Source organism: Paraburkholderia sp. IMGN_8 (genome assembly GCF_038050405.1).
Lineage (GTDB): Bacteria > Pseudomonadota > Gammaproteobacteria > Burkholderiales > Burkholderiaceae > Paraburkholderia.
The window spans coordinates 151,708-166,425 of the sequence record NZ_CP150900.1 but is presented as its reverse complement, the minus strand read 5'-3'; the positions used below and the strand labels follow the sequence as shown (position 1 = coordinate 166,425).

Here is a 14,718-nt window from a genome sequence, read left to right as displayed (position 1 = left end):
GGTGAACGGAGACAGCAGATGGAACGGCTCAGCATCGGCCACACCCACGACGTGACAAATCAGGTTCCGCCGCTGGCGGATTACAACCTGTTTTCCAGCGACGCCGCTTTATCCGCCGCCCTCGAACGCGAAGGCGCCGCGTGGCATCGCGACGCGCTGCTGCGCGACGGCGCCGCGCTCACCACGCCGGAAACGCTCGCGCTCGCCGAACTGGCGAACCGCCACACGCCTGAACTGTTCACGCACAGCCCGCGCGGCGAACGCATCGACGCACTGGAGTTTCATCCGTCGTGGCATACGCTGCTGTCGCTGCTGCGCCGCGAGGGCCTGCACGCGCTGCCGTTCTCCGATCCGCAGCGCGGCGCGATGGTCGCGCGCTGCGCCGGTTACTTCCTGCACGCGCAACTCGAATCCGGTTCGCTCTGCCCACTGACGATGACCTTCGCGAGCATTCCGGTGTTGCAGCGCGAACCCGCCCTGTTCGACACGCTGCGCGACAAGCTCTACTCCCGCGAACACGATCCGCGCGATGTCCCGCTCCCGCAGAAAAGCTCGGCGATGATCGGCATGGGCATGACCGAGAAGCAAGGCGGCTCCGACGTGCGCAGCAACCAGACGCGCGCCTATGCGACACGCGGCAGCGGTCGCGGCGCCGACTATCGCCTCGTCGGCCACAAATGGTTTTTCTCCGCGCCGCAATGCGACGCGCATCTGGTGCTCGCCCGCACCGGCGATCACGCGGGCCTGTCGTGCTTCTTCGTGCCGCGCTTCGCGCCGGACGGCAGCAAGAACGCGGTGCAGATCCAGCGTCTGAAAGACAAGCTCGGCAACCGCTCGAACGTGAGCAGCGAAGTCGAATTCTTCGACGCGTTCGGCATCCTGATCGGCGATGAAGGCCGCGGCGTGCCGACCATCATCGAAATGGCGAACTACACGCGGCTCGATTGCGTGATCGGCAGCGCGGCGTTGATGCGCGCGGCACTAGTGCAGGCGATCCACCACGCGCGCCATCGCAGCGCGTTCGGGCGGTATCTCGCCGATCAGCCGCTCATGCGCAACGTGCTGGCCGATCTCGCGTTGGAGTCGGAAGCGGCGACCGTGCTGTTCATGCGGCTCGCGCGTGCTTTCGAAGAATCGGCTGATTCGTCTAACGCCTCGCCGGCTGAGCGCGCATGGCGGCGCATCGTCACACCGGCGGCGAAGTACTGGGTCTGCAAGCGCACGCTCGAATTCACCGGCGAGGCGATGGAAGTCTGGGGCGGCAATGGCTACGTCGAGACTGCTCCGATGGCGCGTTTTTATCGTGAAGCGCCCGTGAATTCGATCTGGGAAGGGTCGGGCAACGTGATGTGCCTCGACGTGCTGCGCGCCATGGAGCGCGAACCCGAAGCGGCGCAGGCATTGTTCGCCACCTGGCAAGCGGATGCGCAGGGCCACCCCGCGCTGGGCGCCGCGCTCGGCAAGCTGGCCGCCACGCTCAACGGACCGGCCGAACATCGGGAAGCATTGGCGCGGCGTATCGCGCAGCAAATCGTGCTGATTGCTCAAGCAACCTTGCTCGTCAGGCACGCGCCGTCCGAACTCGCCGACGCCTTCATCGCGACGCGGCTCGCCGACGGCTGCGGCGAAAGCGGCCGTGTGTACGGCACGCTGCCCGCCACTTTCGACCATGCGGCGATCATCGAGCGGGCGTTCGCTGCTTGATACCGGCAAGCCGGACAACAACAAACCGATAAGCGCGGCCTACGCGCACCGACATCCATCAGGGAGTGGACACACATGAAGAACGATCTGTCCGAGGTCGCCGCGCTCGAAGCGCTGCTCCGCGATCAACGCCATGCTTATTTGCGCGCGCCGTATCCGTCGTGGGAAACACGCGCCGCGCATCTGAAAGCGCTGCGCGCAGTGATGCTCGACAACCGCGACGCGCTCGCCGACGCGATGAACGCCGATTTCGGCAACCGTGCGAAAGAGGAAGTGCTGCTCGCCGAATTCCTGCTGGTCAAGGAAGAGATCGACGCCGCGCTGAAACACGGCAAGCGCTGGATGAAGGCGCAGCGCCGCAGCACCAACAAATGGCTGCTGCCGGCGCGCGCGAAAGTCGTGCCGCAGCCGCTCGGCGTGGTCGGCATCATCGTGCCGTGGAATTATCCGGTGCTGCTGGCCGTCGGTCCTCTGATCAGCGCGTTGACCGCCGGCAACCGCGCGATCGTCAAAATGTCCGAATTGACGCCGCGCACGTCTGCGCTGTTCGAGCAGTTGATCGGCCAGACCTTCGCGCGCGATCACGTTGCCGTGGTGAACGGCGACGCGGCGCTGGCCGCCGCGTTCAGCGCGCAACCGTTCGACCATCTGCTGTTCACCGGCTCCACCAAGGTCGGCCACGAAGTGATGCGCGCCGCCGCCGGGCATCTGACGCCGGTGACGCTGGAACTGGGCGGCAAGTCGCCGGCCATCATCGGCACGCATGCGCGCTTTGACAACGCGGTCGACAACCTTGTCGCCGGCAAGACGCTCAACGCCGGCCAGACCTGCATCGCGCCCGATTACGTGCTGGTACCGCGCGGTCAGGAGCAGGCATTCATCGAACGGGCGCGCGCGCGGATGGCGAAGATGTATCCCGGCTTCGCGCACAACCGCGACTACACGTCGATCATCTCGGCGCGGCATTTCGCGCGCCTGGAACGCCTCGCCGACGAAGCGCAGGCCGCCGGCGCGCAACTCCACGCGCTGACCGACGCCTCGCCCGATCCGGCCAGCCGCCGCTTCCCGCTGATCGCCGTCACGAACGCGCCGGATGAAAGCACACTGATGCAGGAGGAAATCTTCGGGCCGCTGTTGCCGATCGTCCCGTACGACACCCTCGACGACGCGATCGCGTGGATCAATACGCGGCCTCGGCCGCTCGCGCTCTATCTGTACGCCGACGACGCTGCCACCATCGAGCGCGTCACGCACGAAACCATCGCGGGCGGCATGGCGATCAACGAAACGCTGATGCATCTGGCGTGCGAAAGCCTGCCGTTCGGCGGGGTTGGCGCGAGCGGGATGGGCGCGTATCACGGCTACGAAGGCTTCGTCACCTTCTCGAAGATGAAGCCGGTGCTGACACAGGCGCGTCTAAACGCGCGCGGGCTGATCTCGCCGCCGTATGGCAAGCGGGTGAATGCGCTGCTGAAGCTGATGATGCGGTTCTGAGGGGGCGGGCAACCGGGGACCGCCGGCGGGCGGCAGAGTCGGCCGGAACCGCGCTGGGTGAAGTCAGCGGAAATAGCCCGCTCAGTCGCCGGGTGAAGCCTGCGATAACAACCCGCTCAGTCCGCGGATGTTCCGCCGCCGACCTCGGTGGCGACCACGTCGGTCACGTCCTGCTCGCGAGCATCGGCGCCGCCGCCAGCCGGCTCATTCTCCGCGCCGCTTTCCAGCCGATGCAGCCAGGCCAGCAACTCCGCCACCGCCTGATAAAGCTGTGGCGGAATCCGCGTATCGAGGTCCACCTGCATCAGGAGCGACACCATTTCCGGCGCCTCGTGCACGTACAGCCCGGCCTCCTTGGCGCGCTGCACGATCATCTCGGCCACCAGCCCATAGCCTTTGGCGATCACGCGGGGCGCAGGGTCGCTGCCGTGTGTGTCGTAGACGAGCGCTGCCGCGCTGCGGCGGTGTTTGCGGCTCATCGCATATCCCAATCGAAATCGTCGAGCGGTGCGGGCTCAGGCCGCGCGACGCGTGCCGTGCGGCGCCCCGCAGGTGCCGCCTCAGCTGCCGACGCCGAGCGCGCGTAGGCCGAAGCCGCCGCTGCACCTGCCACGCCGGACGAAGTGGCAGGCGCGCCGCCACCGATCTCGCGAATCGTCAGTCCATTCAGTTCGATGCCCGCCGCCGCCAGCCGCTGACGAAAGCTCTCGCCATGCGTCGCCAATCGCGCCGCGCCGCCCGGACTCGCCTGCACGCGCGCCACCAGCTGCGTGCCGGTCAGCGTCAATTCCGCATCGACAGTGCCGAGCGTCGGCAGCGACAACGTCAGACGCGTGCGCCACGGCTGATCGTCCTCGCTCGCCGCGCCGCCGCCGCTGCGGTCCCATTCGTCGCCGTCCTGCTCGATCGTCCAGTCGAGCTTGGCGCCCGGCCACGCTTCGCCGGTCCAGCGAAACTGCCCGGTCGCGAGCAGATCAAGTTGCTGACGCACTAAAGGAACCGTCGCGGGATGAACCGCGGCCGCCATCGGTTGCGAGCTTTGTGACGGCGTGCCGTCGGCCAAAGACGCCGCGGCGTTGTGCAAGGTGTGCGCGGGCTGGCCGTTCAGATCGGAAAGAGAGTTCGCCAGCACTTCGCCGGCCACGAAGCGCGCCGCCTGCGCCGTCTGGATCGCCGGTGTGGCGCGCACGGCGGCGTTGCCGTCAGACGCGCTGTTGGGCGGAGCGCCCATACCCTGACGCGGCGCGGCATTCGCGGAAGGAGACGGCTCGGCATCGCTCGCCCAGTCGAGCGGCAATTGCGCGGCAGCGGCCACCAGCTTGTTTTGCGCTTCGCCGGCCAGGGCGGCGGGCGGGCGCTGGCCCGCCAGCCATTGCGCGAGATGGGATTCGTAGAACAAACCGCTGTCGCCGACCGTCTGTTGGAGCGCGGCCGCCAGCGCGGCGACCGGCACCTGCGCCGCTGCCACGTTCGCGGTGGACGCAGTCGCGGCAGCATTCACATTCATATTGGGCAAAGCAGCGGAAGACGTGTCGAACAGCGGCAAGCCGCCGACGTGGACATCGAGCGCCGGTGCGGCCGGCCAGATCGGCGTCTGGCCGAGCACTGCCGGCGTCGCCTCGCCGCCCGAGTTTACGATCGCATTGAGCGTCAGCGCGACGGCGGACAGCGCGGTTTGCGCAGAAGCCGGCGGTGGCGTGGGTGTCGTGACGGGTGTGGCGGTGGCAGGCGCGGTATCGACACCCGCTGCGCCAGTCTGCGAGGCCGTCGCGCTGCCCGGCGCGAGATTGAGCAGACTGTCGACCCGGTTCGCAAGCAGCGACGTGACGACCGCGTCGATTCCGTTCATACCGATTCCTTGGTCACATTGGCCGCGACGCGCTCAAATACAGTCAGGCAGACTCATGCAGCATGTTGCCCGCGGACAAACTCAGCGCGCCCCGTACAGTTCCTTGAGCACGCGAGTCTGCCGTCCGGCGAACAGGGCCGACAGGTTGGCCATCCGCGGATTCGCCAGATCGCGGATCGCGGCGTCGTCCGCAAGGATCTGGCGGATCAGCGCGTATTTGCGCAGGCGCTCGGGTTCGTCCAGCTTGACTCCCGTTTCCGCATCCTGCAACGCATCGACCAGAAGCCGGTATTCCTCCTGCAGGCGTACCAGATCGTTCCACAGGGCGCACCGCGCAGCCGTCAGCATGCGGCGGGAAATCGCTGCAATCGCCTCGTAGCGGGCGAAATATTCTGTGTTCGATGTCATCTCATACTTTCCGCGGCCGGCTGCACAGCCATCCGCGCGATCTCCGGGGCAATCCCGATCCAGGCCTCTTCGAGCGTCGCCAGCAGACCATCGACCTCGACCAGCATCGCCTCGCTTTGTTTTGTGTTGGCTTCGAGCAGCCGGCGCGACATATAGCCGTACAGCGCGTTCAACCGCTCCGCAATCTCGCCGCCCGCCTCACGGTTGAGCGACAGCTGCAGCCCGCTTTCGACGATCTGAATCGCCTTGCCGATCGCCTCTCCGCGAGCCGGCACATTGCCTTGCTGCACATGCATGCGCGCTTGCGCGATCGCTTGCCGGGCGCCCTGATACAACATCACGATCAGACGATGCGGACTCGCGCCCATCACCCCTGTCTCGACGCCCACGCGTGCATACGCATTGGCTCCAGAGTGTCCTGGGGAAAACATCGGCGCTCCTCCTGTCTTGCATTGCGGTTGGTCGTGACAGCCCATCCGGGCGCGTTGCCGCGCGCCGATCTCTGCCTGTACCTGGTTATCGGATAGGCAGCGGGAAAGCTTTAGGCTGGTGTAAGGGGGATTAAGGGGCGAATGGGGCGCATGGGGCGAGCCACGCCGGCCAGGCGATGCTCAGGCGTTCGGACAGGCAGGCGGAATAGCCTTGCCGCCTGCCCTCGCCGCCCGAGCCGCGCTCACACCTGCATTTGCATGATGTCGTTATAGGCCGTTACCAGTTTGTTGCGCACCTGCAGGCCGAACTGGAAGCCGATGTTGGCCTTCTGCGAGTCGACCATCACGTCGTTCAGCGACACGTTCGACGCGCCCAGCTCGAACGCCTGCGCCTCCCCGGCCGCCTTGGTCTGATCGCCGCTGATCTTGTCCAACGAAGCCTTCAGCGCCGAGGCGAAACCGCCGGCCGTCGCCGCGCCGGACTGGCCGGCCACCGGGTTGCTGCTGCCGGCCGCTTGCGCCGCCATCGACTGCATCTGTTGCAGCGCCGACGAGAGCGCGTTCACGGGCAAAGTCATGTTCTCTCCAGGGAATGATGACCGGCGCACCAAAGCCGTACCGATCTGAGCGAAAGCATAGCAGCGGGCCTTTAGGGAAAGCCCCGAAACTAGGGGGAAAACCCGGCTCTATTCAAGCAATCGGGTTGAGCGGCCCTGCGGATAATTTCAATGGTGAAAGTCTCTGTTCGTGCGCCCGCCGATTCTCGGTGCGGCGAGGCGGCAGAACGCAAAGGCATCCCGGAGATACCCGACGCATGGATTCGTCAGCCAACTCTTTGATCAACCCCGACGCCCGCATGGGCCTCGCCGGCGCGCAGCCGGGCGCCATTGCGCCCGGCACCGGCCAGCCGGGCGGCGCAGCGGACCTTGGCGGCTTGGGCGGCAACCTTGGCGGCATGGGCGGCAACTTCGGCCAGCGCCTGTCGGGCCTCGCGCAAATGCGCGGCAACCCGCGTGCCCCGCTGATTTTTGCCGTCGCGCTGCTGGTCGCGATCGTGGCCGGTCTGTTCCTGTGGTCGCGCGCCCCGGACTACAAGGTGCTCTACAGCAACCTGTCGGACCGCGACGGCGGCGCGATCATCACCGCGCTCCAGCAAGCCAACATTCCCTACAAGTTCTCCGACGCCGGCGGCGCGATCCTCGTGCCGGCCGATCAGGTGCATGAAATGCGTCTGCGCCTGGCTTCGCAAGGCCTGCCGAAGAGCGGCTCGGTCGGCTTCGAATTGATGGACAACCAGAAGTTCGGCATCAGCCAGTTCGCCGAGCAGATCAACTATCAGCGTGCCCTGGAAGGCGAGCTGCAACGCACGATCGAATCGATTTCCTCGGTGAAGTCAGCCCGTGTGCATCTGGCGATTCCGAAGCCTTCCGTGTTCGTGCGCGACAAGGAAGCGCCCTCCGCCTCGGTGCTGGTCGACCTGTATCCGGGCCGTGCGCTCGACGAAGGCCAGGTGCTGGCGATCACCCATATGGTGTCCTCGGCGGTGCCGGATATGCCGGTGCGCGGGGTGACCGTCCTCGACCAGGACGGCAACCTGCTGACGAACCCGTCCTCCGGCAGCGGTCTGGACGCTTCGCAACTGAAGTACCGCCAGCAGATCGAGCGCAACACCCAGCAGCGCATCGACGCGATCCTCGCGCCCCTGTTCGGCGCCGGCAATGCGCATTCGCAGGTCAGCGCCGATATCGACTTCTCGCGCAGCGAGCAGACTTCGGAAAACTACGGCCCGAACGGCACCCCGCAACAGGCGGCGATCCGCAGCCAGCAATCGAGCTCCGCCACCGAAATGTCGCAGGCGGCCGCCTCGGGCGTGCCGGGCGCGCTGTCGAACCAGCCGCCGCAGCCGGCTTCCGCGCCGATCACGGCAGGCAACGGCGCGAGCGGCGTGACCACCACGCCGGTCAGCGACCGCAAGGATTCGACCACCAACTATGAACTCAACAAGATCGTGCAGCATCTGGAGCAGCCGATGGGCGGCATCAAGCGTCTGTCGGTGGCGGTGGTGGTCAACTATCTGAAGGTCGTGGACGCCAAGGGCCACGCCACGATGCAGCCGGTCACCGCCGACAAGCTCGCGCAGGTCAATCAGCTGGTGAAGGACGCGATGGGCTTCGACGCTGCGCGCGGCGACTCGGTCAACGTGGTCAACAGCGCGTTCACCGCCGACATCGACCCGAGCGCCGACCTGCCGTGGTGGCGCACGCCGGACATGATCGCGCTCGCCAAGCAGATCGCGACCTACCTCGGGATCGGTGCCGTCGCCCTGTTCCTCTATTTCGTGATGGTGAAGCCGGCGCTGCGCCGCGCTTTCCCGCCGCCGGAGCCGGTCACCGCCGCGGCGCTGCCGTCGCCGGACGAGCCGATCCTGCTGGACGGCATCCCGGCCGCCGAGCGCGCGGGTGCGGCCTCCGTCGCCGAACTGGAAGGCGACAACGAATTGCTCGCGCTGGAGAGCTCGAAACACAAATACGAACGGAACCTGGAATTCGCGCGCAACATCGCGCGCCAGGATCCGAAGATCGTCGCAACCGTCGTGAAAAATTGGGTGTCCGATGAGCGCTGAAGGCGTAATGAAGAGCGCGCTCCTGCTGATGTCGATCGGCGAGGAAGAAGCCGCGCAGGTGTTCAGGTTCCTCGGGCCGCGTGAGGTCCAGAAGATCGGTGTCACCATGGCCGCGCTGAAGAACATCACACGTGAACAGATCGACGAGGTCCTGCAGGAGTTCGTGCGCGAGGCCGAAAAGCACACCGCGCTGTCGCTCGATTCGAGCGACTACATCCGTTCGGTGCTGACCAAGGCGCTCGGCGACGACAAGGCCGGCGCGATCATCGACCGGATTCTGCAGGGCAGCGATACCAGCGGGATCGAAGGCCTCAAATGGATGGATTCCGCGGCGGTGGCCGAGCTGATCAAGAACGAGCATCCGCAGATCATCGCGACGATCCTCGTTCACCTCGACCGCGACCAGGCGTCGGAAATCGTCGCCTGCTTTACCGAGCGGCTGCGTAACGACGTGCTGCTGCGGATCGCGACGCTCGACGGCATCCAGCCGGCCGCGCTGCGCGAACTCGACGACGTGCTGACGGGCCTGCTGTCGGGCAGCGACAACCTCAAGCGCAGCCCGATGGGCGGCATCCGCACGGCGGCCGAAATTCTCAACTTCATGTCGAGCAACCATGAAGAAGGCGTCATCGAGAACGTTCGCCAATACGACGCCGAACTGGCGCAGAAGATCATCGATCAGATGTTTGTATTCGAGAACCTGCTCGATCTGGAAGACCGCGCGATCCAGCTGCTGCTGAAGGAAGTCGAGTCCGAGGCGTTGATCATTTCGCTGAAGGGCGCGCCGCCCGCGCTGCGCCAGAAGTTCCTGTCGAACATGTCGCAGCGTGCCGCCGAACTACTCGCCGAAGACCTCGACGCGCGCGGTCCGGTGCGCGTGTCCGAAGTCGAGACGCAACAGCGCCGCATCCTGCAAATCGTGCGCAACCTGGCGGAAAGCGGCCAGATCGTTCTAGGCGGCAAGGCGGAAGATGCGTATGTCTGATCAGAACGCCGCGCGCAAGGCGAGCCTCTCGGCCTACCAGCGCTGGGAGATGGCCTCGTTCGATCCGGTGCCGCCGGCGCCGCCCGAAGCCGAAGTCGACGACGGCGCATTCGAAGCCGAACTCGAACGTCTGCGCGAGGCCGCGCATGCGCAGGGCACCGCGTCCGGTCACGTGGCCGGGCAGGCGCTCGGTTATCAGGCCGGTTACGAGCAAGGTCACGCGCAGGGTTTCGAGCAAGGCCAAAGCGAAGCGCGCGAAGAAGCGGCGCGTCTCGCCGCGCTCGCTGAGACGTTCAAGGCGGCGCTCGACGGCGCCCAGGGCGCGATTTCGGAGACGCTGGTCGGATTGGCGCTGGACATCGCGCAGCAGGTGGTGCGCCAGCACGTGCAGCACGATCCGACCGCGCTGATCGCAGCCGCGCGTGAGGTGCTGGCGGCCGAACCGGCGCTGGTCGGCGCGCCGGCGCTGATCGTCAGTCCGGCCGACTTACCGGTCGTCGAAGCCTATCTGATGGAAGAGCTGCAAACGCGCGGCTGGACTGTGCACACCGATGCGTCGGTCGAACGCGGCGGCTGTCGCGCGCAGGCCGGCAGCGGCGAGGTGGATGCCGGCATCGACACGCGCTGGGAGCGCGTTGCCGCGGCGCTCGGCAAGGTGAGCACATGGTGAAGCCGACGCTCGACGAGATCCGCGCCAGCGATCTGACGCCGCTCGAACGCGAGCTTGCGCTGGCGTCGTTCGGCGCCGAGGCGCTGGCGTCGTTCGGCGCCGAGGCGCTGGCGGATATGCCGGCTGCGGTTACACCTGCTGCGGCTGCAGTCGCGGCCATCGAAGCCGTGTTGCGCGATTCGAGCCAGGGCCACCCTGCGACGGGCGCAGCGGCGAGCCGCGAGTCTGCCGCAACAGCAGCTTCAAGTGTTACTTCGCGCCCCGCTTCAATCCCCGCCGCCCACGCCTCGTACGATCCCGCACTCGACAGCAACCCGCACATGCAGGCCTGGCGCGGCCGGCTCGACGCGCTGCGCGCGCGTAACGCGATCGCCAAGCCGATGCGCGCCTGCGGACGCCTGACGCGCGCCGCCGGTCTGGTACTCGAAGCCGTCGGCTTGCGCCTGTCGGTGGGCGCCGAGGTGATGATCGAACTGCCGCCCGGCAGTTCGTTGCCGATGGCAGAAGCCGAAGTGGTGGGCTTCTCCGGCGACAAACTGTTTCTGATGCCGACCACCGAAGTGATCGGCTTGTTGCCCGGCGCGCGGGTTTATCCGCTCGAAAGCGCGCCGATCGCCGATCCGATGGCGGGCGCCAAGCGCTTGCCGGTCGGCTGGGAACTGCTGGGGCGCGTGCTCGATGCATCGGGCCGTCCGCTCGACGGCCTCGGCCCGCTCGGCGCGCACGCCGACGCGCCGCTGTCCGCGCCGGTGATCAATCCGCTGAACCGCGAGCCGATTCACAAGGTGCTCGACGTCGGCGTGCGCGCGATCAACGCGCTGCTGACGGTGGGTCGCGGGCAGCGGATGGGCCTGTTCGCCGGCTCCGGCGTCGGTAAATCGGTGCTGCTCGGCACAATGGCGCGCTACACCAGCGCCGAAGTGATCGTGATCGGCCTGATCGGCGAACGCGGCCGCGAAGTGAAGGAATTCATCGAACAGATTCTTGGCGAAGAAGGTCTGGCGCGCTCGGTCGTCGTCGCCGCGCCGGCCGACGTTTCGCCGCTGTTGCGGATGCAGGCGGCGTCGTACTCGACCTCGCTTGCCGAATATTTCCGCGATCAGGGCAAGCACGTGCTGCTGCTGATGGATTCGCTGACCCGCTACGCGATGGCACAGCGCGAAATCGCGCTGGCCGTGGGCGAGCCGCCCGCCACCAAGGGCTATCCGCCTTCGGTGTTCGCCAAGCTGCCGGCGCTTGTCGAACGGACCGGCAACGGCCCCGCGGGCGGCGGCTCGATCACCGCCTTCTACACCGTGTTGACCGAAGGCGACGATCAGCAGGATCCTATCGCAGACTCGGCGCGGGCGATTCTCGACGGCCATATCGTGCTGTCGCGCTCGCTCGCCGAGGCCGGCCACTATCCGGCGATCGACATCGAAGCGTCGATTAGCCGGGCAATGACCGCGCTGATCGACGAAAACCATCTCGACGAGACGCGTATGTTCAAGCAGATGCTGTCGCGCTATCAGCGCAACCGCGATCTGATCAACGTCGGCGCCTATTCGAGCGGGCGCGACGCGCTGCTCGACCGTGCGATTGCGCTGTACCCGCGGATGGAAGCATTTTTGCAGCAAGGTTTTCGCGAGTGCGCAAACTTTGAACCGAGTCTCGAGATGCTGGACGCGCTGTTTGCCCAAGGAGGCTGACGATGGCGAAACATTTTCCGATCAAGACGCTCATTGGCCTCGCGAAAGACGATGTGGACGCCGCAGCGCAGCGCCTCGGCCGCGCGCAGCGCGAGCGCGGCGACGTGCAATCGCAGCTCGACGCGCTGGTGCAGTACCGGGACGAATATCACGCGCGCTTCACGGCGACGGCCCAAACGGGCATGCCCGCCGGCAACATGCGCAATTTCCAGGCGTTCATCGACACGCTCGACGCCGCCATCGAACAGCAGCGCAACCTGCTGGTGGCGGCCAACGCGCGCGTCGAGGCCGCCAAGCCCGACTGGCAGCGCCAGAAGCAGAAACTCGGCTCTTATGAAGTGTTGCAGGCGCGCGGCGAAGCCGTCGAAGCTAAACAAACGGCGCGGCGCGACCAGCGCGACGCCGACGAACATGCCGCCCGCATTCTGAGGATGCGTGCCGAGGGCGTTTGACGCGCCCGAGCGCCGCCTCGATTGACCGAACACCCCGTTTGACGGATTGACAGGATTCCCTATGTCGCTTCTTTCACAGATCGGCTCACTGCTCGGCTCCGCTAGCAGCACGTCCACTAGCGCGGCCATGGCTGCGGCGGCGAACGCCAAGCCGTTTTCGCAGACCCTCCAGCAAAGCATCGCGTCGCAAAAGGATGCCGCCGCGCAAAGCGCGAGCAAGCAGGCGCCGTCATCGTCTGCCTCATCTTCGGCTTCCTCGTCATCGTCATCGTCATCGTCATCGTCATCGTCATCGTCGGCGTCGGCGTCTTCGACCTCTTCGTCGAGCGGGCATGACGCGCCGCAGCCGCCCGACCCGTCGACCCAAAGTACGGACGCCGCGAGTGGCAACACGGACAACAGCAACACGACGAGCGCGGCATCGTCCAGTTCCTCGTCGTCCGGCGCGACCGGCACTCCCGGTAATACGCAGCAGTCCGCCACGGACAAAACTACCGCTACGCCGTCGAAATCCGGCAGCACGGCCACGCCGACCGCCACCGCCGCTGCCGCGGCAGCCGCCCAGGCGCAAGCTCAGGCTCAGGCCAACGCGAACGGCGTGACCGTCCCAGCCGCCACCGACCCTGCCACTGCGTTGACCGACGCCGCGACCTCGCTGGCCGGCGCGACCACGGACACCACGACTGGCGGCACCTCAGGCAAAAAGACCAGCGCAACCGATCCGAAGTCGGTACAGGATGCTTTGCAGGCGGCGTTGGCCGCGCTGTCGGGCGCCCAGGGCGTTGTTCCGGCGCAGGCGCAGGCGCTGGCGAGCGGCGCGGCGGCGAACGTGTCGAGTGCGTCGAACGGCGCGAGCGCTCTGGCTGGCGATGCGAGTAGCGGATTGAACGCTGCGGCAAGCGGCAAGACGCTGGGAGCCGGTTTGTTCGGCGACGGCAAGGGATCGAATACTGCCAAGGCCGCCTCGCTGACGGCGTTGGCCACGACTGTGGCGGATCCGTCGGCGGCAGCGAAGACGGCTGCTGACGCGTTGACGGCGACGGCTGCCGGGTCTGCCCAGGCTGGCGATCTGGTGTCCTTCAAGAGTGCCGCCGATGCAGCGACGGCTGCTCTGGCCGCCACACAGGCGGCGGCTAGCGCCGCTAGCACGACTGCGGCTGTGCAGACGACTGGCAATGCCGGCGCGGCCGAGGTCGCGAATACGTTGGCGCCGCATGTGGGCACGACTGACTGGGAAGACGCACTGAGTCAGAAGGTGGTGTTTTTATCGAATGCGCATTCGCAGAGCGCCGAGCTGACTTTGAATCCGAAGGATTTGGGACCGTTGCAGGTCGTGTTGCAGGTTGCCGATAACCATGCACATGCGCTTTTTGTTTCCCAGCATCAGCAGGTGCGGGAGGCTGTCGAGGCAGCCCTGCCGAAGCTTCGCGAAGCGATGGAGTCCAATGGCATTGGGCTTGGTAGCGCTAGTGTGAGTGACGGTTTTGCCCGTCAGGGCAGTGGGCAGCAGCAGAGTGCGGGTTCTGGCCGGTCCGGCGGGAAGGGTGCAGGTTCTTTTGCCGGCGGCGCTGGGGATTCTGTTTCGGGTGTTGCTGATGTTGCCGTACGGCGGGGTGTGGGGTTGGTTGATACTTTTGCCTGATGTTTTCTTTGCCTTTTGCGGCGGCATTGTTGGTGTGCTTACGGCGTTGGCCTTTCCTTGATTTCTTAGTGGTTTATTAGTGTCGCCCCTGTGCGGGGCAGGCACTTACTTTCTTTGCCGCCGCAAAGAAAGTAAGCAAAGAAAGCGGCTTCACACCGCTAACTCTTAAGCGGGTCCCCTGGCTTGGAGGAGGTAGTGGAGCATCTGGAATCAGTGTTCTCGCACACTCCGCGCTGGTGACAAGGCAGTCATACTTCCGGCGGCGCTGCGCGCGCCGACGCGGTACTTCATCAAACCGCTCGCCAATTTCGCGTCAACGTTTTGCCTGGTAAGGTGGCCCGCATTTGGGTGGATCTGTAGTGATCGGCGCGTACCTTTCTCCGTACCGTAGCAGCCTCTGCGTCTTGCCGAATTACCGCCGGGTGTCACTTTTCCGCAAGCCACAAATCACCCCGGCGCCTCGCCGAGGCAAAGCCGATGGCCCCCAGCCGCGCGCAAACGAAGCCCCTGGTTTCCCTGGCAGACCGTTCCCGCGAGCACGCAGTGCGAGGCGGGAAGGATGATGCCGAAGGCGCACACGCCCCATCGGTTTTGAGAAGTACCGCCACGGCGCGCGCAGCGCCGCCGGAAGTATGACTGCCTTGTCACCAGCGCGGAGTGTGCGAGAACACTGATTCCAGATGCTCCACTGCCTCCTCCAAGCCAGGGGACCCGCTTAAGAATTAGCGGGGTGAAGCCGCTTTCTTTGCTTACTTTCTTTGCGGCGGCAAAG

Annotated in this window: 13 protein-coding genes; 8 read left to right on the top strand and 5 right to left on the bottom strand. The window is 66.1% G+C overall.

The features are described from left to right. Positions 1-18: 18 nt before the first annotated feature. Entirely contained in the window at positions 19-1,704 is a 1,686-nt protein-coding gene (locus tag WN982_RS00775; protein WP_341313973.1) for an isovaleryl-CoA dehydrogenase, read from the top strand. A gap of 75 nt (positions 1,705-1,779) precedes the next feature. Beyond that, positions 1,780-3,198, top strand: a complete 1,419-nt coding sequence (locus WN982_RS00770) for a coniferyl aldehyde dehydrogenase (protein ID WP_341313972.1) — start codon at positions 1,780-1,782, stop codon at positions 3,196-3,198. Positions 3,199-3,314: 116 nt separating this feature from the next. On the opposite strand, the gene WN982_RS00765 is transcribed toward WN982_RS00770, so the two are convergent. The 5 genes from WN982_RS00765 to fliE all read right to left on the bottom strand — a co-directional run bounded on the left by WN982_RS00765 (position 3,315) and on the right by fliE (position 6,464). Then, positions 3,315-3,677, bottom strand: coding sequence for an EscU/YscU/HrcU family type III secretion system export apparatus switch protein (locus WN982_RS00765; protein ID WP_341313971.1), 363 nt, complete (start codon positions 3,675-3,677; stop codon positions 3,315-3,317). Beyond that, a complete protein-coding gene (locus WN982_RS00760) occupies positions 3,674-5,047 on the bottom strand; it encodes a flagellar hook-length control protein FliK (RefSeq protein ID WP_341313970.1) in 1,374 nt (457 codons plus the stop codon). The genes WN982_RS00765 and WN982_RS00760 overlap by 4 nt, the downstream gene beginning before the upstream one ends. Before the next feature lie 81 nt (positions 5,048-5,128). Beyond that, positions 5,129-5,455 carry a flagellar protein FliT gene (locus WN982_RS00755; protein WP_341313969.1) on the bottom strand — a complete coding sequence of 109 codons (327 nt, stop codon included), beginning with the start codon at positions 5,453-5,455 and terminating at the stop codon, positions 5,129-5,131. After that, positions 5,452-5,886 carry a flagellar export chaperone FliS gene (fliS, locus tag WN982_RS00750; RefSeq protein WP_341313968.1) on the bottom strand — a complete coding sequence of 145 codons (435 nt, stop codon included), beginning with the start codon at positions 5,884-5,886 and terminating at the stop codon, positions 5,452-5,454. Before fliS ends, WN982_RS00755 begins: the two co-directional genes overlap by 4 nt. Positions 5,887-6,128: 242 nt before the next feature. Next, entirely contained in the window at positions 6,129-6,464 is a 336-nt protein-coding gene (gene fliE / locus WN982_RS00745) for a flagellar hook-basal body complex protein FliE (RefSeq protein ID WP_341313967.1), read from the bottom strand. 236 nt (positions 6,465-6,700) lie between these two features. Between fliE and fliF the strand changes: the two genes are divergently transcribed. From fliF to WN982_RS00715, 6 genes are all read left to right on the top strand, one after another. Then, positions 6,701-8,509: a flagellar basal-body MS-ring/collar protein FliF gene (fliF, locus tag WN982_RS00740; protein ID WP_341313966.1), complete on the top strand. Its 1,809-nt coding sequence runs from the start codon at positions 6,701-6,703 to the stop codon at positions 8,507-8,509. Beyond that, the gene (gene fliG, locus WN982_RS00735) at positions 8,499-9,494 is read left to right on the top strand and encodes a flagellar motor switch protein FliG (protein WP_341313965.1); all 996 of its coding nucleotides are present in this window, start codon (positions 8,499-8,501) and stop codon (positions 9,492-9,494) included. Before fliF ends, fliG begins: the two co-directional genes overlap by 11 nt. After that, the gene (gene fliH / locus WN982_RS00730) at positions 9,481-10,164 is read left to right on the top strand and encodes a flagellar assembly protein FliH (RefSeq protein ID WP_341313964.1); all 684 of its coding nucleotides are present in this window, start codon (positions 9,481-9,483) and stop codon (positions 10,162-10,164) included. The genes fliG and fliH overlap by 14 nt, the downstream gene beginning before the upstream one ends. After that, positions 10,158-11,852 (top strand): flagellar protein export ATPase FliI, encoded by a 1,695-nt coding sequence (gene fliI, locus WN982_RS00725; RefSeq protein ID WP_341313963.1) that lies wholly within the window; start codon positions 10,158-10,160, stop codon positions 11,850-11,852. Before fliH ends, fliI begins: the two co-directional genes overlap by 7 nt. 2 nt (positions 11,853-11,854) lie before the next feature. Further along, positions 11,855-12,304, top strand: coding sequence for a flagellar export protein FliJ (fliJ, locus tag WN982_RS00720; RefSeq protein WP_341313962.1), 450 nt, complete (start codon positions 11,855-11,857; stop codon positions 12,302-12,304). Positions 12,305-12,365: 61 nt separating this feature from the next. Further along, positions 12,366-13,946 (top strand): flagellar hook-length control protein FliK, encoded by a 1,581-nt coding sequence (locus tag WN982_RS00715; RefSeq protein ID WP_341313961.1) that lies wholly within the window; start codon positions 12,366-12,368, stop codon positions 13,944-13,946. Positions 13,947-14,718 lie beyond the last annotated feature (772 nt).

Coding starts and splice junctions, on each gene's coding strand:
- WN982_RS00770 (WP_341313972.1), top strand. CDS start 1,780: ATGAAGAACGATCTGTCCGAGGTCGCCGCGCTCGAAGCGCTGCTCCGC.
- fliH (WP_341313964.1), top strand. CDS start 9,481: ATGCGTATGTCTGATCAGAACGCCGCGCGCAAGGCGAGCCTCTCGGCC.
- fliF (WP_341313966.1), top strand. CDS start 6,701: ATGGATTCGTCAGCCAACTCTTTGATCAACCCCGACGCCCGCATGGGC.
- WN982_RS00755 (WP_341313969.1), bottom strand. CDS start 5,455: ATGACATCGAACACAGAATATTTCGCCCGCTACGAGGCGATTGCAGCG.
- fliI (WP_341313963.1), top strand. CDS start 10,158: ATGGTGAAGCCGACGCTCGACGAGATCCGCGCCAGCGATCTGACGCCG.
- WN982_RS00775 (WP_341313973.1), top strand. CDS start 19: ATGGAACGGCTCAGCATCGGCCACACCCACGACGTGACAAATCAGGTT.
- fliG (WP_341313965.1), top strand. CDS start 8,499: ATGAGCGCTGAAGGCGTAATGAAGAGCGCGCTCCTGCTGATGTCGATC.
- WN982_RS00760 (WP_341313970.1), bottom strand. CDS start 5,047: ATGAACGGAATCGACGCGGTCGTCACGTCGCTGCTTGCGAACCGGGTC.
- fliJ (WP_341313962.1), top strand. CDS start 11,855: ATGGCGAAACATTTTCCGATCAAGACGCTCATTGGCCTCGCGAAAGAC.
- WN982_RS00715 (WP_341313961.1), top strand. CDS start 12,366: ATGTCGCTTCTTTCACAGATCGGCTCACTGCTCGGCTCCGCTAGCAGC.
- WN982_RS00765 (WP_341313971.1), bottom strand. CDS start 3,677: ATGAGCCGCAAACACCGCCGCAGCGCGGCAGCGCTCGTCTACGACACA.
- fliS (WP_341313968.1), bottom strand. CDS start 5,886: ATGTTTTCCCCAGGACACTCTGGAGCCAATGCGTATGCACGCGTGGGC.
- fliE (WP_341313967.1), bottom strand. CDS start 6,464: ATGACTTTGCCCGTGAACGCGCTCTCGTCGGCGCTGCAACAGATGCAG.